The sequence below is a fragment of the Trinickia sp. Z7 genome (genome assembly GCF_056498045.1).
In genome coordinates, this window is record NZ_JAUEQW010000016.1 from 44,507 (window position 1) to 66,793 (window position 22,287).

10 protein-coding genes are annotated in these 22,287 nt (G+C 56.6%); 6 read left to right on the top strand and 4 right to left on the bottom strand.

Annotation, left to right across the window (positions count from 1 at the left end; translation table 11 throughout):
* Positions 1-298 precede the first annotated feature (298 nt).
* Genes QQS38_RS22055 through QQS38_RS22065 form a run of 3 tightly spaced genes read right to left on the bottom strand, consistent with a single transcriptional unit; the run spans position 299 to position 2,804 of the window.
* Positions 299-640 carry a ubiquitination-like system serine protease family protein gene (locus QQS38_RS22055; protein WP_479647482.1) on the bottom strand — a complete coding sequence of 114 codons (342 nt, stop codon included), beginning with the start codon at positions 638-640 and terminating at the stop codon, positions 299-301.
* Positions 634-2,049 (bottom strand): HesA/MoeB/ThiF family protein, encoded by a 1,416-nt coding sequence (locus QQS38_RS22060; RefSeq protein ID WP_479647483.1) that lies wholly within the window; start codon positions 2,047-2,049, stop codon positions 634-636. The genes QQS38_RS22055 and QQS38_RS22060 overlap by 7 nt, the downstream gene beginning before the upstream one ends.
* Positions 2,046-2,804, bottom strand: a complete 759-nt coding sequence (locus QQS38_RS22065; RefSeq protein WP_479647484.1) for a multiubiquitin domain-containing protein — start codon at positions 2,802-2,804, stop codon at positions 2,046-2,048. The genes QQS38_RS22060 and QQS38_RS22065 overlap by 4 nt, the downstream gene beginning before the upstream one ends.
* 154 nt (positions 2,805-2,958) lie before the next feature.
* Between QQS38_RS22065 and QQS38_RS22070 the strand changes: the two genes are divergently transcribed.
* From QQS38_RS22070 to QQS38_RS22095, 6 genes are all read left to right on the top strand, one after another.
* On the top strand, positions 2,959-3,294 hold the full coding sequence (locus QQS38_RS22070) for a helix-turn-helix domain-containing protein (RefSeq protein WP_026131766.1): 336 nt from the start codon (positions 2,959-2,961) through the stop codon (positions 3,292-3,294).
* Positions 3,295-3,472: 178 nt separating this feature from the next.
* Entirely contained in the window at positions 3,473-3,865 is a 393-nt protein-coding gene (locus tag QQS38_RS22075; protein ID WP_232424560.1) for an ImmA/IrrE family metallo-endopeptidase, read from the top strand.
* 130 nt (positions 3,866-3,995) lie between these two features.
* Positions 3,996-6,998: a DEAD/DEAH box helicase gene (locus QQS38_RS22080; protein ID WP_479647485.1), complete on the top strand. Its 3,003-nt coding sequence runs from the start codon at positions 3,996-3,998 to the stop codon at positions 6,996-6,998.
* Between the two features lie 2 nt (positions 6,999-7,000).
* Positions 7,001-12,106: an Eco57I restriction-modification methylase domain-containing protein gene (locus tag QQS38_RS22085; protein WP_479647486.1), complete on the top strand. Its 5,106-nt coding sequence runs from the start codon at positions 7,001-7,003 to the stop codon at positions 12,104-12,106.
* 43 nt (positions 12,107-12,149) lie between these two features.
* Positions 12,150-18,578, top strand: coding sequence for a DEAD/DEAH box helicase (locus QQS38_RS22090; RefSeq protein ID WP_479647487.1), 6,429 nt, complete (start codon positions 12,150-12,152; stop codon positions 18,576-18,578).
* Positions 18,575-20,656, top strand: coding sequence for a UvrD-helicase domain-containing protein (locus QQS38_RS22095; protein ID WP_479647488.1), 2,082 nt, complete (start codon positions 18,575-18,577; stop codon positions 20,654-20,656). Before QQS38_RS22090 ends, QQS38_RS22095 begins: the two co-directional genes overlap by 4 nt.
* A 660-nt stretch (positions 20,657-21,316) precedes the next feature.
* Here QQS38_RS22095 and QQS38_RS22100 read toward each other — a convergent pair.
* Positions 21,317-22,201, bottom strand: coding sequence for a hypothetical protein (locus tag QQS38_RS22100; RefSeq protein WP_479647489.1), 885 nt, complete (start codon positions 22,199-22,201; stop codon positions 21,317-21,319).
* Between the last annotated feature and the right edge of the window lie 86 nt (positions 22,202-22,287).

Consider the following 22,287-nt stretch of genomic DNA (forward strand, 5'->3'; position numbering starts at 1 on the left):
CCCGGCTTCAGCCAGAGTCCGAACTCGAAAGCTGCGGGGCGCTTCATTGGCTTCATGTCAACGCCGGTTTAAAACTGACCCGCTTTCCGGCGAATCGCCAAAGTAAAACTGACCCACCCGGGCCCTTATCACACGGCGGCCTTCGCGCCCGCCCGCGTGCTCGTTTGGGCGCCATAGTGATTTGCGGAATAGTTTCCCTCGAGGATACCGGATGATTTGGCAGCCAGCGGGTGCGGGTGGTAGACGTCGAGCGCCATGGAGAGGTCGCCCGGGTATGAAGCGTTGGATACTGAGCGTGTTATTCGCACCAGTGAATCGAACCGGCCTTCAGCCAAAAATGGGACCGGCAGCCAACCGTGCGGTCGATAGACGGCGAGAGATTTGGATGACGCTTCTGCTTGTGCGTGAGAGTCCATTTCGGACGCTGGCCGTCCATCATGGGAAGCTGGATAGTTTCTCCACACCCACACGGACATTTCAAAGCCGCGAGCCAGTATTGGCCGTCCTCCCCCACCGCATACAGCTTACGTTTTTGCATGTCATCAGGAAGGTCATCAACGACAACCACAGTGTAGCGACCAAACAGGCCGTCAACGTACCCGAGGAGGTGGTTATAGAGCCTCGGCAGTAGCTTCAGCATTTTTGGAGGTCCAGGATTCCGAGTAGCGGTTCACGGGCCCCAAATCCGATTCGCTTTGCGAATGCCACGCAAACATCCCCGTCGCGCTGGTGCATGGTCACGTCTGGGTCAGACAGGCTAATGCGCCACTGTGAAAATTCGGCGTTCGGTTCAACTCGGTAGGGCGTAAGTCTCGCTAGTAGTTCGTTGACGGCATAGGTTGCTACCAGCATATTGAGGGAAATGACTGCGGGGCGGTCAACCTCTACACCCTTGACGTATCCCGACTTGAGCATTTCCTGATACCTGGCAGGCTCAAGCCTCTTCATGAATGCCGCATTGAGGTCCTCTTGCGAATAGACGCCTCGACTTTGCAGGCTGGAGCCACCAGGTTGGAGGGTGTGAATGGCTCCCGTCACTTGGGCGACATTGCCTTTTCCATCGGCATCGATGCGGACGCCCATGTCGATGAACGGAATCAAGAAGTGCGACGCAACCTTGTTGAGAATATGGCGACCCAGCACCGAATCGACGCAGCCAAAAAGCACATCGCATTCCCCGAGCGCGAGAATGGTATCCCGGTCGTATATATCGTTCGCAAGCACGTTAACTACTGTGCCGAGGTCCATGGCTAGGACGGATTCACGAGCGCGTTCGACCTTAAGACGCCTCTCATCGGCATCAGCACCCCGTGAATTCAGAACCCGGTTCAGATTCTTCCGCTCGAGGTGGTCTGGGTCGATGAGAAGTAGCTCGCCGGCGCAATTGCGAGCCAGCTGTTCGACGGCGATGCTGCCGGTGCCAGATGCTCCAACAACGCCTATGCGCAGCTTTTGAAGCGTGCGGTATGTGCCTTCACCGAATGTTTGAATCAGGCGCAATGCGTGTTCTGGGGTTCCTGACGCATCAAGGTCTCCGGTATTTGAATGGATGAACTCAAAGTCGTCTCCGGCGATGCGGAATAAGTCGATGCCGCGACCTAACGTACCGCTGGTGACGTGCCGACCGAAGAAGCGGCCGTCTGGCAGCATCACGACGCTTGCTCGAGCATCCTCGTTCCCCAAGACATTGTCGACCGCGGTGAAGAATGCTTGGTCGGACTCGTCGTCGTATGTGGAAAATTCCGGAAAGCCACTAGGGTGGCTATGGAACTTCACCACGGTCATCCCACACTTCATCGCCTGATTTAGAGCGGGAAGCACAGAGGCGACTGACCACGACACGGCATCCGGCTCGCGAATACTGCACGCATCGTACGGGACCGGGATGATTTCGTGCACGAGCAACTGATGGCGACTCGAGCCAATCGCCTGACCGCAGAGGGCGATAGCCACCGCCTCTTTGCCATCCCTGGGAAACAGATGGTCACGCAACCGCTTGCGATGCTTGCCGGACATCGCCAACACCGAAAGCAGGTTTCCCGTTGTCATTTCGACAACTCCGCACGAAGGAAGTTATCGACCAGTGCGAGGTGGGTACTGAGATTGTCGATACCCGGGCGCCACGGGCTATTCGGCGTGCGATGACGTGACCAGCCTTGCCAAACCTTGCCTTCGAAGTTGTTGGTAATCAGTGCGCGGATGGCGCGGCCGTCCGCGCGCGCCAACCCGGGATAAAAGTACACCATGTCGATTTGGACATCGGGATAGCCGCGAGGAATGAGCACGAACATATCGACTTTTGTCGGCGTATATCCAGGCGGCGGCTCGAACCCACGGACAACGATGCGCTGAAAGCCGTCGGGCGCAGCAATAGCCTCCCACGTGCAGGCCTTTGCGTTGAGATGTTCGGCATCTTCCTCCAAGACCTGGAAGTCGGCGCGAACAGGGCCCTCACCCTCTTGGACTTCCTTCGGAATGGTCGCGAAGCGCTCTACCTTTCCCTCGACGAAATTGACCGTCTGGTTCGGCTCGACGGTGCACATCTGGCCGCCGACTTTTTCCGTCAGGATATAGCCGGCGCTGGTCTTGCCCGCCAGCTTCAGGATTTCCTCTCCCGTCAGATGCGGAACGTCGACGACGTAGTATTCCTTGTCGATGCGAATCCGGTACTTGTGGCCGTGGAGGATGGGCTTCTTCTCGCGTACCCAGACCTCCACGTCGATGATTTCAATGATTTGTTCGCCGTCGCGGCCGGTCGCCTCGACGATGATGGTCTCTTCAACACGTTTTTCGTCTGCGGACATCTCAAACCTCGTTGCGTCATATTGACAGGCGCCTCGCGGCGATGTTGACGTGAGCCGAGCTGGATGCCAGACTTCGTCTTACATGTGAAACAGTTTTGCACGCTCCGTTTCTTAAGTCAAACGGTTTTTGTCTCATTTGTAAGACGGGAGGAAAATGGAACACGTGAAAATGGACGTGCTCGCCCAGCACATCCTCCGGCGTAGAGATGGTCGTGGTGTTCGAGAGGCGGCCAAGGAAGTAGGCATCAGTCCCGCCACCCTTTCCCGGGTGGAGAATCAGAAGGTCCCGGATTTAGAAACGTTCGGGAAAATTTGCGCGTGGCTGGGAGAAGACCCAGCAACCTTCCTTGGCCTAGTGCAAGCATCCTCAGCGGTACCACGGGCCCAGGTGCATTTCAAAAAGGAATCCGCGATACGTGCAGACAGCGCCAAAGCTCTGAGCGAGATGATTGTTCTTGCTCAGGAGGCGCTTCTAAAGGAAGAGGTCTGAGCAGACTGTGCAGCGTGGATACAAAGCCTGGTGCGAGCGGTATTCAGCCAGCACTCGCCAGGAGCTCGGTTTGTCCTCGACCGCCCCACTAGGCGCGCGACAGCTAGCAGCTCATCTGGGAATTCGGGTGTGGACGCCGGTCGATGTCCCGGGTCTGCCTGCTGAGACGAGGGACATATTGCTGCGCAACGACGGCACGCCGAGTTGCTGGTCGGCCGTAACCCTTGTTGTCGGCGAAAAGACACTCGTTATATTGAACTCGTCTCATTCGCCTGCCCGCCAGGCGAGCGACCTAATGCATGAGCTCGCGCATCGGATTCGCAATCATGAGCCTGAGCAGATGAGCATCTCTTCTGAGGGGCTAATGCTTTTGAAAGCGTATGACAAGGAGCAAGAAGAAGAGGCCGACTGGTTGGCTGGCGTACTTTTGCTGCCTCGTGACGCCTTAGTTCATGTCAAGCGACAGGGAATGACTGACGAGGACGTCATCACGAACTACGGCGTCAGCAAGCGCATGTATACCTACCGCGTATCAATGACGGGAGTGAGCCGCCAGTTTCGGAGCGCCTAACTGAAATCTTTAGACACGAACATCGTGCTTTTGCGGGAATACGACGGCACAACAGGTTATTGCAGACGGGGAATGCTGCGAACCGATTCTCGGGAATGGCCAGCGTCTATCTACTGTCTAGGCGGTGTCTTTGGCTGCAGCAAGCAGAAAAAAATTTGCTTTGGGAAATACAAACGATATGCTCCCCTTCGCGCCCGGCTCGCGTGCCCTTATCCGAGATGAAGAATGGCTCATTCGCCGAGTCGACCCGACGACTGATGGGGGCTGGTTACTGAGCTGCGATGGCATTTCCGAACTGGTCCGAGGCCAGTCAGCGCTGTTCTTGACTGAGCTGGAAGGCCACATTGAGGTGCTCGACCCGGCCAAAACACAACTGGTACCGGATACCAGTCCCACGTTTAACGCGACGCTGCTATATCTGGAAAGCCAGCGGCGCCGGAGTGTCGCGAATGACGCCCGCATCCACTTGGGACACCGTGGTGTGATGAACGTCGTGCCGTACCAGCTCGACCCCGCACTGCAGGCGTTGCAACAACCACGCTCGCGAATCCTGATTGCTGATGCGGTGGGGTTGGGCAAGACGCTGGAAGCGGGGATTCTGGCCACAGAGTTGATTCAGCGCGGCCGCGGCAAGCGTATCCTCGTCGTTACGCAGAAAGCGATGCTCACGCAGTTCCAGAAGGAATGGTGGAGTCGCTTCACGATTCCATTGGTGCGTCTTGACTCCCTGGGGCTCGCCCGGGTGCGGAACCGAATTCCAGCGAACCATAATCCATTCAATTACTTCGACCGTAGCATCATCTCCGTCGATACGCTCAAGAGCAATCTGGAATACCGGAATTACCTTGAAAATGCTTGGTGGGACATCATCGTCATCGACGAATGCCATAACGTTGCTGCGCGGGCAGGTGAAGGTAGTCTGTCTCGTCGTGCGCGCTTGGCGCGATTGATTTCCAACCGTTCCGACACACTCATCCTCCTGTCTGCAACGCCACACGATGGCTCCGCACGCAGTTTTGCGTCGCTAATGAGCCTGCTCGACCCGACCGCCATTTCTGACCCGGACAACTACACGCCAGACGACTTCCGCAACAAGGGGTTGGTCATCCGTCGGTTCAAAAAAGACATCAAGGACCAAGTGCAATCGGACTTCCGGGAGCGCCAGACTGTGTGCCTGCGGCAGGCAGCTAGCGCACAGGAAGAAGCCGCATATCGCGCCTTGCTTGAGGTGCCATTCACTCAGGGTGGTCAGAGAAAAGGTGGGCGACAACAGGAGCTGCAACGCGTCGGCATGCAAAAGGCGCTGTTCTCGAGCCCCGCAGCGGCATTGGAGTCGACCAGACGGCGTATCAGCACGTTGCAAAACAAACCAGGACTCACGCCCGAAGAATCGCGGGAAGTGGACGGGCTTCAAATCCTGTGCGGAACACTCGAAACTTTAGTCGGCGAGGCCCGAGCAGATGGCTTCAGCAAGTACCAGCGTCTGCTCAAACAGTTGCGCTCGGACGAGTTCGGTTGGCAACCCGACGACGCTGAAGACCGCCTGGTTATTTTCTCCGAGCGTATCGAAACGTTGAAATGGCTCGAGAACCAGCTGGCTGCTGACCTCAAACTCAAGCTAGGACAGCATCTTGCCGTGTTGCACGGGGGCATGTCCGATACCGAACAGCAGGAACTCGTCGAACGCTTTGGGCGCAAGGAAGACTCGATACGGGTACTACTGTGCTCAGATGTTGCAAGCGAAGGTCTGAATCTGCATTACTTCTGCCATCGCTTGGTGCACTTTGACCTTCCGTGGTCGCTGATGGTGTTTCAGCAGCGCAATGGTCGCGTGGACCGTTACGGCCAAAAGCATCAGCCGAAAATCGTGTATCTGTTTACCGAAACGGTAAATGAAAAGATTCGTGGTGACCTGCGCATCCTGGAGATTTTGCAGGCTAAGGATGAGCAGGCGTACGAGAACCTCGGTGACCCGTCGGCATTTCTTAACGTCTTTGACCCGGGCAAAGAAGAGGAAAAAATATCTGATTTCATGGCAGATGGCGTGCAGCCCGAAGCCGTGGAAGCGGAGCTTGACCGAAATGCGGCGAACGATGGTACGGAAGAAGGCAGTGGTGACTGGCTGATGCAGCTCTTTGGCGGTGACGCTGGCAGCGCTGACAGTCATGTGAGCGACACGGCGGCACCGGCTAGCAGCCTCGACCAGGTTAGTGAGACGAAATCGCTGTTCCCAAGTGATTACCACTACGCTAAGACTGCGCTTACCCAGCTTAATCAAGAGCAGGTGCTGTGTGACTGGACCTCGCACGATGACGAACAAGTCATCGCACTGACTGCTCCACACGATTTGCAGGAGCGTTTGCGTCAGCTACCACGCGAAGTGCAGGCCGCGAACGACCACTACGCACTATGTGCGAGCCCGAAGCATATGATGGATGCGATTGAAGCAGCTCGTCAGGCGAAAGCGGAAGATGAGACATGGCCTCAGCAGCATTATCTTTGGCCGCAGCATCCCATCATGGATTGGCTGGGTGACCGAGTGCTTACGCACTTTGGCCGTCATCGGGCGCCACTGCTGCAGAGCCACAGGCTTGCCTCGGACGAGCAGGCGTTCATCCTGATGGCGCTGATTCCGAACCGCAAAGGGCAGCCGTTGCTCGTGGAGTGGCAGGTCGCGTGTCGCAAAGGCGATGGTGATTTCGTGCTCGTGCCGTTCGATGCGTTTGTGGTCCGGACGGGCATTCACGCCGGCAGTTTGCCCAACCCCGGTGAATCGGTTGCGCTTCAGGCGCGACTGGCACAGATGCAGGAAGCATTGCCGCTGGCGGTGCAATCCATGTACGCGTTCATGGTAGAGCGCCAGCAAATGTTCTCTGACGATATGCAGACCCGGCTACAGGACACGCTCGCCGACCTGGAGCGTCTCCAAGGCCGCCAGATGGAACAACTCTCGCTGGATTTGGACAAGAAGCTCGATACCGTCAAGCAAGCCCACTTCGAGCGAGGCAGCCAGAAAATTCACAAGGTATTTGATGACTATCGTCGCTGGGTAGAAGACACCTTGACGACTGAACCGAAGCCCTGGATTCAAGTCCTGGCAGGTGTATGCCATCCTCAAGCTAATAAAGTCTGACCATGCCAGTTCTCGACGCCGTACAAACTTTTGCTGGTATCAGCAACGAAAACGAGTTTTACAGCCATACCTACCTGTCTGAAGTTTTCAGGGGAGACATTAAAGAGCGTTTGGCTGACTGGGATGCCGAGGAAGCACAGCATCCTCGCGATGAAACGCATCGTGCACCGTACAAGCGATTGCAGGGGTTTTCTCAGCGCTGGTTCTCATTGCGCGGTCAAGTAGCGCGTGGTCGTGATGCTCATGAGCGCTGGCAGTGCTTCATGGAGTTGCAGTCCGGTCTGCTGCAGGCGCTCGGGTATCGTCGGCCGCCGCGCACGCTCATGCTTCACGAGTTCATTCCTGGGCTACCCGTGCCGGTGTGGGATGTACAAGGCGCGCGTCTCGCCATCGTTCCGGCCTATCGCGCGAGTGGCGAAGATGATGACATCCTCGACAACCAGCTCTCCGATTTTCATTACGGCGGCGAACCGGTACCGCCCGGGTTGCGCGGCGAGACGTGGGCGACGATGCTTTCGGATGCGGTGTTTAGTTCCGACGAACCTCCTCGCTATGTGTTGCTCGTCGGCGAGGACGAATGGTTACTGCTCGACCGTTACAAGTGGCCGAACAACCGCGCGCTTCGCTTTAACTGGGCAGACATCCTCGACCGCAAGGACGGGGATACGCTCAAGGCCTGTGCAGCACTGCTTCATCAGGACTGCCTTGCCCCTGGGGAGGGTAGCAGCCTACTTGAGAGCCTGGACAGCAATGCACACAAACATGCTTTTGGCGTCAGTGAAGACCTCAAATATGCGTTGCGCGAGGCTATCGAAATCCTCGGCAACGAAGCGGCACGTCAGCTCGATGAGCAGGCCTCGGGCAGCAAGAAGAGTGTCTATTCCGGTGAATACAAGCTTGATGCCGGTTCGTTGAGCCTGGAATGCTTGCGCCTTGTTTATCGGTTGCTCTTCATGTTTTACATCGAAGCGCGACCAGAGCTGGGTTACGTGCCTATTCAAAAAAGCGAGGTCTACCTCAAGGGTTACAGTCTGGAAAGCCTTCGAGACCTGGAAATGCAGCCGCTTACGACTGAGCAGGCGCGCGAAGGTTTCTATTTCGACATGACGCTCCGGCGCCTGTTCAGGCTGGTCGCCGATGGTTGCGGCATGGATGAGCAGGGCCATCTGCATGGAGAGGCTCAAGGTGCGGTAGAGACTTTTGCGCTGGCCCCGCTCGATAGTCGCTTATTCGACGACAGCACGATGCCGTTGCTTGCCAAGGTGCGGTTCCCGAACAGGGTATGGCAGCATGTCATCAATCTCCTGTCGCTCAGTAAAGCACAGGGAAAAGGCCGTCGCCGTGGTCGTGTGAGCTATCAGATGCTCTCCATCAACCAGCTCGGTGCAGTGTATGAGGCGCTGCTCAGTTACCGCGGATTTTTTGCGGAAGAGGACCTTTACGAAGTAAAGCCGGCACCGAAGAAGGCTAGCACCACCAGCAGCGACGATGATGATGATGAAGGTAGTGACGAAAGCAGCGACGCAACCAGCCGTCGCCCGCGTGCCAGCGACTCCGAATCCGACAAACTCGAAAGCGCGTGGTTTGTGCCGCGTAGCCGTATCGACGAATATCGCGATGACGAAAGGGTATACGACACCGACGAGAACAATCGCCGTAAGTTGCGCATGTACCCGAAAGGCTCGTTCATCTACCGTTTGGCAGGCCGCGACCGCCAGAAGAGCGCGAGCTACTACACGCCGCAGGTACTGACCCAGTGCCTCGTGAAATATGCGCTCAAGGAGTTGCTGGCCGGGGAGCGCGTCACCTGCGCCGACGATATTCTGACGCTCACAATATGTGAGCCGGCGATGGGCAGCGCGGCGTTCTTGAACGAAGCCGTTAACCAATTATCGGAAGCCTATCTCGAACGAAAACAGGTCGAGATAAAGCAACGTATTCCGCACGAAAAGTATCCACAAGAGCTGCAGAAGGTACGCATGTACATCGCCGACCGCAATGCATTTGGGGTGGACTTGAACCCTGTGGCGGTGGAACTGGCTGAGGTATCCATCTGGCTGAATGCCATCTATGGGAACACAGATGAGCAGGGCCGCCCCCTTCCAGCGCGTGTGCCGTGGTTTGGCTATCAACTTTTCACGGGTAACAGCCTAATCGGTGCACGTCACCAAGTGTTTAAAGCTACGGCGTTGGTCAAGGGAGCCAAGCCAGCTTGGTACGACGAACCGCCGCGTCGGGTAACGGCTAGCGCTCCGCGCCAGGCGGATGAAATCTGGCATTTCTTGTTGCCAGACCCGGGTATGGCGAATTACACGGACAAGGATGCGAAAAAGCTTTATCCGCAAGATTTTGAACGACTGAAAACGTGGCGTAAAGCGTTCACTGCCCCACTGTCGAATACGGAAATCGGGCGTCTTCAGCAGCTAAGTATCCGAGTGGAAGAGCTATGGGCGGAGCATACCGATGCGCTTGCACGTGACCGGCGACGTACCGAGGATGCTATGGCCGTGTGGCCACATGAAAACGAGGCTGCAGAAACTAATGTCGAACATTCTAGTCGTGCAGAGAAAGATGCGATTCGCCGCGATGGCCTTTTGAACGAAGACGGTGACCTGGCCACACCGTTTCGACGTCTGAAGCTGGTGATGGACTACTGGTGTGCGTTGTGGTTCTGGCCAATTACCGAATCCGTACAGTTGCCGAGCCGCGAACAATGGTGGATGGAGGTTGGTGCCATTCTCGAAGGCAACGTGGTGGATGTATTTCCGCAACTCGGGCTGGACCTGCTCCCCGCTGAGCACGTGCAGCCGCAAGCTCTCGTTCCGGAAATTCAGGGCAGTCTTAGCGGTTTTGAGACCCGACTTCCTTTGGTGCAAGAGGTAAGCTCGCCCAAGCTGCACGATAAGTACGGTCAGTTACGAATCAGTAAACTGCGCCAGTATTTCCCTCGAATAGAAATAGTCGAGGACATTGCGGAAGCGCATCGCTTCATGCACTGGGAGTTATGCTTTGCGGACGTTCTGCTGCGTAACGGTGGGTTTGACATGATTCTCGGGAATCCGCCGTGGATTAAGGTTGAATGGAACGAAGCAGGCATCCTCGGTGAGCGTAATCCCATCTTCGCAATTCGAAAAATTAGCGCAAGCGACTTGGCGAAGCTTCGGGTTGATGCTTTCGAGCGCTTTCCTAACCTGAAAGCTGATTGGTTGAATGAATTGCAGGAGTCTGAAGGGACCCAAGGTTTTCTGACTGCGACGCAGAATTATCCGCTGCTCAAGGGTGTGCAAACAAACTTGTACAAATGTTTCGTACCATTGACATGGAGTTTAAATAGCGCCAATGGTGTGACTGGTTTGTTGCATCCTGAGGGGACCTATGATGACCCCAAGGGGGGCGCTCTACGTACGGGAATTTACTCGCGATTGAGGCGGCATTTTCAGTTTCAGAATCAAGAAATCCTGTTTCCGATTGCGCACCGGGCAAAGTACAGCATTAACATCTATGGAGCATTGAGAGGGGTCGTAAAGTTCGATAATATTTCGAATTTATATATACCGAGCACAATCGATGCCTGCTATCAACACGATGGCTCCGGGTTACCTGGCGGAATTAAAAACGACGTGGGGCAATGGAACACTGCCGGTCATCGTGACCGTATTGTTTTTGTAGACCAAGCGACACTAACTACATTTGCGCAACTTTACGACGACCCCAATACACCGTCATTACGTGCACGTCTCCCAGCATTACACGTCATGACCCTAAGTAGCGTGCTCAGAAAGCTCGCTGCCTATCCGCGTCGGCTGGCCGATTTGGGGATGGACCATTTTTCTACGGTAATGTTTGACGAGACTTACGCGCAGCACGATGGCACTGTCACGCGCCGATTACCCAGCGACGATGGGTTTGCTGCTAAAGCGGAAGATTTGATTTTGTCTGGACCGCATTTCTTTCTGGCGAATCCTTTCAACAAAAGCCCTCGCAAGGTTTCTACCGAGAAAGGGCATTACGATGTTATTGATATTGAAACTTTGCCAGAGGACTACCTACCGCGCACTAACTATCAGCCGATGGCTGACCGAGAGGAATATCTCAATCGTATCCCTAGGGTGAGCTGGGTTGAGCTTGATGAAGTGCATGCGAGGCCGATAACTGAATATTTTCGCTTGGCATTCCGTGCGATGCTTCCTTCAGCCAATGAACGAACGTTGATTGGCGTACTTATTCCTCCCGGTGTCGGCCATACGAACGGGGTGCAAGGGAATGCATTTCGACAACTGGATGACCTGCTGGTGACTGGCATCGTGTGTTCCACAATCATTGGTGACTATTACATCAAGACATTAGGACGTTCGAATCTGCACAGTACTTGGACACAATTGCCTCGCATAGCCTTACATCCAGCTCTATCTGCGAGGTATGCCGCCCTCAATTGCCTGACAAGGGCCTATGCTCCATTGTGGGAAGAAGTTTACGACCTTAGTTTTTCCGAGCAAAGCTGGAGCCAGGGTGACAACGCCCGCCTTTCCCAAGACTTCTGGCAGAGCCTCACCAGCACATGGACACGTGATTGTGCCTTGCGCAGCGACTATGCACGCCGTATGGCGTTAGTGGAAATTGACGTATTGGTCGCGCAGGCGCTTGGTTTGACGCTGGACGAGTTGCTGCTCATCTATCGCGTGCAGTTCCCCGTGATGCAGGGTTACGAGCGCGATACTTGGTATGACATCAATGGCCGGATTGTTTTCACCAATAGTAAAGGGCTTGTTGGTGCGGGTTTGCCGCGCAAAGGTACCGGTGCTCGCGGCGCGCCCAAAACTCGTATCGTCACGCCAGACGGCAAGGCGCGCGAAGGCAACTTCGGCTGGGATGACCTCTGGACCTACGCTGATGCTGAAGCGGGAGACAGTGAGGACGTCGTCATGGTCGGCGGCAAGTCGAAGGTCCCCAATGGCACGGTAATCACTCAATGGGTTATGGATGACACGCTCCCGGGCGGCCCTCGCGAGGTTGAGCGCAAATATGTTGCGCCCTTCGCACGGGCCAATCGCGAAGGCGACTATCGCACCGCATGGGCGTCGTTCGAGTCTTCGTCAGTGATTCGTTAAGTGAGCCGGTCCAGATAAAAACATACAACAGGAAGAAGCGTAAATGCTGCCCTCTCTGCTTGCACGAGACATTCAGACCGGCCTGAAGCAGTTCCTAATTTCGGCATTTGAGCCAGCTGATTCATTCACACACGGTCTGATGAGCCGTTTTGTGGACGGCGAAGACAACTGGCTCAAGGGGCCTTATGTGCAAATTGGCCTGCCGTTCAGTACTGGTGCGTCAGGTCGAAAATTTTTCTCTACCTTCGACACCCGGTACGAAGGTTTCAGCCACCAGGAGCGAGCCTGGGAGCGGCTCGCCAGTAACCGTAATGCTGCCAGTGCGCTGGTCGCAACCGGTACCGGCAGCGGTAAGACAGAATGTTTCCTGTACCCGGTTCTTGACCATTGTGCGCGTGCGCGCCACGCTGGCGAAACGGGCATCAAGGCGCTGGTCATCTACCCTATGAATGCTCTGGCTTCGGACCAGGCTCGTCGTATCGCTGAGCTGGTGGCCAAGGTGCCGGCTTTTGCAGGGCTTCGAGTTGGCCTATATGTAGGCGGCCAAGTCGCGGCCCCTGGACAGGGCACCGTGATGACACCAAATAGCGTCATCACGGATAGGGAAACGCTGCGTAAGAACCCGCCTGACATCTTGTTAACCAACTACAAGATGCTCGACTACCTGATGCTGCGCCCAAAGGACCGACAGCTTTGGGTATCCAATACGCCGACTACGCTGCGATACGTAGTGGTCGACGAACTACACACGTTTGATGGCGCTCAGGGCACGGACCTTGCGTTATTGCTGCGCCGTTTGCGCGCTAGACTGAAGGTTCCCGACAACCATCTCATCTGTGCCGGCACGTCGGCAACGCTTGGCGGTGCATCTGATACCAGCCCGCTGCGTCAGTACGCAGAAGAAATATTCGGGGCAGTCTTTCCAGACGAATCGGTAATTACCGAAAGTCGTCAGTCGATGGATGCCTTCCTCGAAGATTCGACAGTCGACTACATGTTTGCCTACCGACCGGAGGTCGTTAAGCAGCTCGACCCTGCACAATATGATTCGCCTGAATCAGCGGTGGCAGCTTGGTTTCCATTGTTCTTCGTCGGAGCAACTGCGCCAGCGGATGTGCGCGATTCAACATGGCGCGAGAAGCTCGGGGCTTTACTCAAGTGCCACCAGTTGTTCGTCAACCTGCTCAAACTCGCCAAAGACGGAACCGTAGCCTACCCAGACTTGACGGATGCATTCGCACGCAGCATGCCATCCGCAACCAGCGATGAAGTGAGCAAGGTGAGCGACGCACTGCTTGTACTCGTTGCCTGGGCGCGCCGTGAACATGGTCTGCCATTGGTCACGCTTCGTATCCAGCTTTGGATGCGCGAACTCCGGCGCATGGTTGGCAAGCTCAGCACCGTTCCGGAAGAAGTCAAGCTTCGCAGTGAGCGTGACCTGCCGGGCGAACGTGACGGCGTGTATCTGCCTATGGTGCAGTGCAGCCAATGCCGTACTACTGGATGGCTGTCTCGTCTTGTTCCAGGCAGTTCGCGTTTGTCCGTCAAGCTCGACGAGATTTACAACACGTGGTTTGCGCGTCGACCAGAGGCCACGCGCCTGTACGCATCGAAAAGTATTGGGGCGAACAACCGTGTTGACGGTACGCACCGGTGCGTATGTGTGTCCTGCGGGACGATGCAGTCATCTGGTGAAGCGTGCGTTGCTTGTGGCTACCAGGAATTACTGGCAGTCTTTCAGGTGATGGCCCAGCGTACGCAGTTGCGCGGTGACGCTCAATTCACGCTTCACGACACCACGTGCCCGGCATGTGGCGAAGACGACAGGCTTCTGCTGCTCGGTGCCAGAAACGCCACGCTTGGCTCACAGATTGTCGAATCCAGCTGGGCAAGCGTATACAACGACGACAAGAAGCTCATCGCATTTTCGGATTCGGTACAGGACGCCGCACACCGAGCCGGGTTCTTTGGCGCCCGGACGTTCATGAACAACATCCGCACAGCCTTGGCCCATGTGATGGATGAACTCCAGATGCCGGCAATGCCCTGGAGTCAGTTTCTGCACCAGGTGGAGCAGCGTTTTGCCATGAGCAACTCAGTGCTGTGTATGTCACCGGAGCGGCGGGTGTCGGAACTCATTGCACCGAACATGACCTGGCAGCGCGACTGGGCTGTGGAGCTGTTGCAGCATCAGCGACTACCGGCCGACAGCAGGTTGCCTGAGCGTGTGAAAAAAAGATTTCTCTGGCAGGCCTACAGTGAGATGACGTACCACAGTCAGCGCGGACGTACGCTCGAGCGGACTGGCAAGGCGGTACTGTCGGTGCCGCGGGGGGACGTTGAGGCAGTAGCTGCCAGGCTGACCTCTGCTTATAGCGAACAGTATGGCCTTCGCGACCTGACGGTACACACCGTGAGCCAGTGGTTGTGGGGCATGCTCACGCACATGCGCCGGCGGGGTGGTGTCATGCATCCGGAGCTTGCCTCCTATGCCGGTGATAGCAAGACATGGGCGCTGGTCAACCTTGGCGGGCGTTCGGAATGGATGCCGGGGATTGGCGATTACACTGCCCGACCGATATTTCTGACGCTTGGGACGCAAAGCGGATTCGACAAGCTGACTAATCCACGGCGGCCCACATGGTACGACCGTTGGGCCTATGTGGTGTTGGGGCGCGATTCGCTCCTGCCGAACGGTATCGCACCCGACTTGTACAAGGTTGCGCTGTCGGTTCTGCACGATGCAGGCCTGCTGGTGCCGACGCAACATCACCAAGGCGAAACCTGGGCACTGAATCCAGACCGACTCTACCTGTATCAGGACGTCGCATTTATCGCGACCGACGGCAGCAAGCGGCGGTTGCCGGTACCGGGTGACTGTGTGGAATTGCTTCTCGGCATGCCATGTCTCGACGCTCCGGAATTCACCTACGAGCTGCAGGTGTCGGATGCTGCGAGCTGGTGGGCGAAACGCTTCAGTCAGGCCGATTTGCGCCGTGTCATTGCTGCTGAGCACACCGGTCTACTCGAGCGCGGCGAACGCGAGGAACTGGAAAGCCGATTCAAGAGTAAGCAGCCAGAGCCTTGGTACGAAAACCTGCTCTCGGCCACGCCAACGCTCGAAATGGGCGTGGACATCGGGGACCTTTCGTCCGTGATGTTGTGCTCCGTACCGCCGAACCGGGCAAGCTTCCTCCAACGCATCGGTCGCGCGGGCCGTCGCGACGGTAATGCAATGGCGACGACACTGGCCGATGGCGCCAGCCCGCACGACCTATATTTCTTTGCCGAAACCGCTGAGATGCTTAGTGGCGAGGTGGCCCCGCCTGGGGTCTTCCTGGGTGCTGCCGAAGTTCTTCGCCGTCAGTTGTTCGCTTTCTGCATGGACGACTGGGTTGCCAGTCTGACGAATACCAGCGCCTTGCCGGAGAAGACTTCTCAGGCGCTCGATGCGATGGAACAGGCAAAGCTTGACCGCTTCCCATACATCTTGCGCGATTACGTTCTCCAGCACGAGCAGCGATTGCTCGATGGCTTTATCAGTCTGCTTCCAACCGCTATCAGGAATAATGGCGCAGTCTGCGCGCGGCTGACCGATTTCATGCAGGGAGAGGGAGAGTCTGATGGCTTGAGCCTCAGGCTGTTGAAATCCCTGACCGAGCTGCTAGAAGAGCGTCGTACCTACAAGAAACGTAAGGACGAACTCGACAAGCTCAAAACGAAACTCCAGCAGCGCCCACAGGATGAAGCAACGCGGGAAGAAATCGACCTCTTGCTGCGCGAGCGCGACAAGCTGTTGGAGCTAATCAAGGAAATCAACAGCCGAGACCTGCTCAACACGCTGACTGACGCGGGGTTGATTCCAAACTATGCGTTCCCCGAGTCCGGCATCGAACTGAAGTCGATACTGTGGCGCAAGCGCGGGTCAGATGACCCAGCCGGTCAAGGCGGATACGTTACGCTCAATACGCTCAAGTACGAGCGGCCGGCACAGTCGGCGTTGTCGGAATTTGCCCCAGAAAACCGCTTCTACGCGAACCAGCGTCGCGTTGAGGTCGACCAGATAAACATGAATCTGGCGAGGACAGAACCATGGCGCTTCTGCCCATCGTGTCATTACATGCAGAATCTGGACATCGAGCCGGACACCCATATGGCTTGTCCCCGTTGCAGCGATGCAATGTGGGCGGATGCCGCACAGAAGCGAACACTGTTGCGCTTCAAGCAAGCTATCGCGAACAGTAACGACCTCAAGGTCCGTATCGACGACAGCGTTGAGGACCGTGAGCCGAAGTTTTACGTCCGGCAACTGATGGCAGATTTCTCGCCAGAGAATGTGCGAAAGGCTTGGAAAATCAGTACCGGCCAATTGCCGTTCGGTTTTGAGTTCATCGACCGAGTGACCTTCCGCGATGTCAACTTTGGAGAGTTGGCCAAGAACGGCGAAACGTTCAAGGTAGCTGACAAGGCCTCAATGCGCCCCGGTTTCAAGCTATGTCGGCATTGCGGCAAAGTGCAGAAGCCACCGAGGCGTAATGACGATGCGACGGAGCAGAATCACAACTTCGACTGCCCGAAGCGCGAAAGCAATAACCCAGCAGACCTGCTCGAGTGTCTGTATCTGTACCGCGAGTTCGAATCCGAGGCACTTCGTATCTTAGTGCCGTACACCAAGAATGGTGTCGATGAGCGAGTGGTCCAATCCTTTATGGCTGCAGTTCAGCTCGGCCTGAAAAAGCGCTATGGAGGCAAAGTTGACCACTTGCGCATAGTCCTCCAAGACGAACCGGGCAAGGACGGTGGACCACGTCGCTTCTACGTCATGCTCTACGACTCTGTTCCGGGCGGAACGGGCTATCTGCAGGAACTGCTGGAGCAAGGCGCAAAAACGCTGGGGGACGTGTTGCATATGGCGTTGCAGGCAGTTACTGCCTGCTCGTGCAACAATGACCCGGAGAAGGATGGTTGCTACCGGTGCGTCTACCAGTATCGACTAGGCCGTAACATGGAGCTGGTCTCGCGCGATATGGCGAAATCGGTCCTAGGCGAACTGGTGGGTTCTCTCGACAAACTTCAGTCCGTCGACACCATCTCCGACATCTACATCAACCCGAATTTCGACTCGGTCCTAGAAGCCCGGTTCTTAGAGGGGTTGAAGCGTCTTAGTGGTGTTGGTGGCTTGCCGGTTATCAAACTGGTGCAGGACGTCGTGAACGGCAAGACGGGTTACATGCTTGAGGTCGGTAGCCAGCGATACAAGATTGAGCCGCAGTGCAATCTGGGCGGCGACGAGGGTGTGGCCATAGCCAGCAAGCCGGACTTCGTCATCTGGCCGTGGTCAACGACGTCAACTGCGCGGCGACCCATCGCTGTGTTTTGCGATGGCTGGGCTGACCATCAGAATTGTCTAGGTTCCGACGCGGTAAAACGTAGCGCCATCGTGGCAAGTGGTCGTTATTGGGTCTGGTCCGTTACGCACAACGATGTGGCGGCCGCACTCAAAGGCGACCTTGAAACTGACCTCGAGTCCCCACTGGTGTCGATGGCTCGCCATCAAGGTGTTAAGCCACCGCCGAACATTCCACGTGCTCAGGAAAAGGCCTTTACTCATCATGCGCTCGCACGGTTACTCGCATGGCTCGCGACACCCGCTTCGTCGCAGGATGACCCCGGGCTCAGACAGTTGCAGCGTAATGCCTTGTGGCTGGGCTTCTTGATGGTGCCGAGTACCCAGGAAGATGCTGCTGCCTGCAACCAGGTCCAGGCACAGTGGGCACATCGCATGCCAGAACATGTGCGTGACCCTGGCAATGGTTATGCCCCAAGCATTTCGAAATCGCAGACCGCCCTGTGCCACCAGGTGGGCAATTGGCCGATGGTTATTGCACAGAAAGGATTGGACAGTGCAATCAGCTGGGCCGCGCCGGGCGTACTGGTTCTGGAGGATATGAGTGTCGACAACGGGGAAGCCCTGCATATAGCCTGGCGCCAGTGGTTGCACGTGTTCAACACGACTCAGACGCTACCAGCCATGTGGCTAGTGACGACTTCTGGCCTGGATGCCCATGCTTACAATGTACTCCGGCCTTTTCCTGCGCAACATTCGGCACCAGCCCAGCCCGTTTCGGCGGCCGCACTTAGCGGAGCATGGCAGGAGGTGCTAACGCAGGCGTTTAAAGAGATGCAGCCGGGGTTGCGAAGACTTGCAGAAGCTGGTGCATCGGTGCCTATGCCTGGTCTCGAACTCATCAACGAGAAAGGCAAAGTTGTTGCTGACGGGGAACTCTGCTGGGACGGCGAAAAGCTCGCGCTGTTGCGCGATGACCAGTCGGATTTGGCAGATGAATGGGCAGCACAAGGCTGGACCGTGCTTGTTCTCGATGAATCCATGACCAGTATTAGTGGTGCCAACTGGGTGAGTGTTGTTGCCAACAAGCTGAACCTCAGCATGCCAAACGAGGAGTCGCAGTGAGTCTGAAGCCGAAAGTTGCCTTGAGCAGCGAATTTCTGGCGCAGCTGCCCAAGCTGCCGTCCAGCATTCATACGAAGGTTCTAAAGTGGGCTATCGGGTTTCAGACTAATCCGACCAGCTCTGGCACGAACTACGAAAACATCAAGGGTGCGCGCGACCCCAACCTGAAATCGGTCCGCGTAGACGGCGATTGGCGTGGCATCGTTTTCAAGCCGTCGTCCGGCGACGTCTATGTGCTGCTCTACGTGGGTCCACATGATGAGGCGTATCGCTGGGCAGAAAACCGCAAGCTCACCATTAACCCAGTTACGGGGGCGATGCAGCTGGTTACGTTTGAGCATGTGGCTGAGCAGATTCCGGGAGAGGCGCGGCGGGAACCGGTAACGGCATTGCCGGCACAGCCTTTGTTTGTCACATTAGATGACAGGGAGCTCATGAGTCTCGGCGTGCCTCAGGAATTACTAAGCGACGTACGTGCCATTACCAGTGATGCTGAACTGGACGCCATTCAGGCACGCTTGCCCGTGGAGGCGTACGAGGGGCTGTTCCTCGTCGCCGCCGGCGAGACAGTTTCGCAGGTTTTGATGGCACGGGAGAGCCGCGTTGATAAGGTCGTCGACACCGAAGACTTTGTCGCTGCACTGGATACGCCCGAGTCGAAGTCCCGATTTGTCGTGGTGGATAATGACGAGGCGCTGACCGCTATTCTGAACGCGCCGCTTGCTCAGTGGCGTGTGTTCCTGCATCCGTCGCAGCGCCAGCTCGCAGAGAAAAAATTCAGTGGCCCTGCCCGTGTCTTGGGCGGGGCCGGTACGGGCAAGACTGTTCTCGCCATGCACCGCGCGAAGTGGCTCGCCGAGAAGTGCACCGGCAACGCACAGAAGGTACTCTTCACAACCTTCACTCGCAACCTGGCTACAGACATCGAACAGAACCTGCGTACGCTATGTGCAGCAGCAACACTCGAAAAGCTTGAGGTACGTAACCTCGACGCCTGGGTGCACGGCTTTATGCGAAGCTGCAAGCTGGAGCATCGCATCGTTTATGACCGCAAGCAGGATGGTGCCCGTCAAGCTTGGGACACTGCTTTAGCAGTGAAGGACGACAGCCTCGAGCTACCGGACAATTTCTATGAGCAGGAGCTTGAACAAGTCATCCTGGCTCAAGGAATCATCACACTGGACGAGTATCGCAAGGCACGCCGCACCGGTCGTGGTGTGCTGCTCAGCCGAGCAAAGCGCGACGCCGTGTGGCCGGTATTCGAGGAGTACCGCGGCCAGCTTGCCTCCCGTAAGCTGAAGGAGGTGGATGACGCTTACCGTGAGGTAGCGTCCATGCTCGACGTCGACAAGTCGCTTATTCCCTCCTATAGCGCCATCGTCATCGATGAGACACAGGATTTCGGTCCGCAAGCCCTGAAGCTGCTCCGGGCAATGATTCTCGCAGGCGAGAACGACCTGTTCTTTGTCGGTGACGGTCACCAGCGTATTTACAGTCGTCATCGGGCCGCAATGAGCAAGTGTGGCATCGACATCCGGGGACGTTCCAGAAAGCTCTACATCAACTACCGAACCACCGACGAAATTCGCCAGAAAGCTGTCGCGCTGCTTGAAGGAGTGGAGGTCGATGACCTCGATGACGGTCAGGACGAGTCGAACCGCTACCGCTCGCTTACGCATGGGCCAGCTCCGGTTCAGGTCGAGGTTAGTGGTTTGGAGCAAGCCGCCGAGAAAGTCCGGGAGTTCCTGCATCAGTGGCCGGGGACGGCAGACGGCCAGCCACCACACAGTTTCTGTGTTGTGGCATCCAGCGAGAAAAATCGTGACACCCTGGAATTCTTGCTGCAGAAGGCGGGTGAGAAAACCGTGACGATTACAGCTCAGAGCAACCACGCCGAAGAGCAAGGCGCGGTGCACATGGCGACAATGCACCGGGCGAAAGGCCTGGAGTTCGACTACGTAGCTGTGGTAGCACCCGATTCGTATGTCGGTGAGCAGGCTGAGGGTAGCAATCGTCGGCAGCTGCTCTATGTGGCGCTAACGCGAGCGAAACGCGGCGCTATCTTGGTGTTGTGCTGAGGTGAGCTGCAAACAAGTGGCTACCCAGAGAAATACGCGTGGCGTGCCTTCGATTGTTGCAAATATTTAGGAGAAACGGCCATCCCAATTGGGGCGGCCGTTGTCTTTACCTACGGATTGCACAGCGGGAGGTCATCAATTTAAGCTATCGATGCGCATCCATCAATAAAAATCCACATGGATGCCTCCCAAAATCCAGCTATATGGCTCCCGCTACAGCCCTGTAGACAGCCTCATAACCTGAGAAACTGGCCCTTGCCACACAAGGCTCTCCGGCCGGTGCGAACGCATAACATGGGAAAAGCAGACGCATAACCGGGGAAATTCCGTTTCAAGCCCCTCAAACAGGGCATGTCCGCAGCTTCTAAAACGAGGCTCTCCCGTCACCACCTGAGGTCAATGTTGACCGGCGCGTTGTGTAAAAAGCGCCTGCAAAATAAGGGCATTCTAGCGGATTCCGTTGGCGAAATGGTGTCGCCGCATGTGGTTAAGCGGGGTGAGAAGATTACCGGGGCGCATGGTTAGACGACGACGAATCGCTGCCACCCTGTTTGGGTTAGCGCGGACACTTTGGAGACGTGTCAACTTCTCCCGAAGCTGCTCGCTCGCAACACCCACCGGTATTTCTTTTGAGAGGTCCAGTCCGCCAGACCACGCGCCTCAGAACATCCACGAGTGGCGGCCCACATCCCGCTTGACGACTGTTGTGTGTGCGGAGGGAGGGAACACCTCGAGAAAGCGTTTGTTGGTCATGGCCAGTGTCGACCGTGAGTGACCGTCGCGACGGCGCAACGCTTCATGCAAGTTCGCAGCGCCCGCTTCGCCAAACTCCCTTACAGCCATGCTCGAGTTGACGTAGTCGACCAGCTTCGTGCTTTTTCCGTCCAGGATGCGCAGGAACATCGTCCACAGCTCGACGTTGGTTCCCTTTGGCGTCTCATACAGCGTGCTTAACGTACCCTCGCTGTCCGCCGACATGAGGAAGAGCTCGCCAAAGGCGTATCCCTGCGGCTCCATGGTCGTCGGGTACCGGCCCTCATGGGCTAGGCGGTAGTGAAAGATGCTGTACGCATTCGCAAGGAAGTTTTCGAGGTCCGTGAAGGCGGCACCGAGCGCAGCCTGAAGCTCCTCGACAAGCGAGCGCGGCGTATTGGGCACGTCATTCGGCGGGTCCATGAACCAGCCATCGACGCACAGGCCCGGAGCCCGGGTGCGCACGAACTCGTACTTCACACCTGAGCCCCAACGTCCCGTCTGCTGTCCCGGCACCGGTCGAGCCAGGAGCCTATAAACCTTTCCCTCGAAAGCGACCTCATAAAAAGGCAACTCGGCCGCGAGCCGCATGTGCTCACGGCAAGCCACACCCATATTCACGTAAGTGGTGCCGTCATTGTGCGCATTCCGCAGAACCCTCATCGCCGGAATAAGACCAGTATTGAGCCTCGTCTCTTCACGGTAGCGCGGAAGCAGTACGGCCGTATGCGCGGTGGCATGACGCTCTGTCTCAGGTGACTCATTAGTGTGTTCTGCGGAAACGGTGCTCACAGGTCAACTCCCTTTTCAAAAGCCGCCAGATGGCGTTCAAATTGCAGTCGCTCGCGCGACCTCGAGCGGCCTGACCAAGGCGCGGT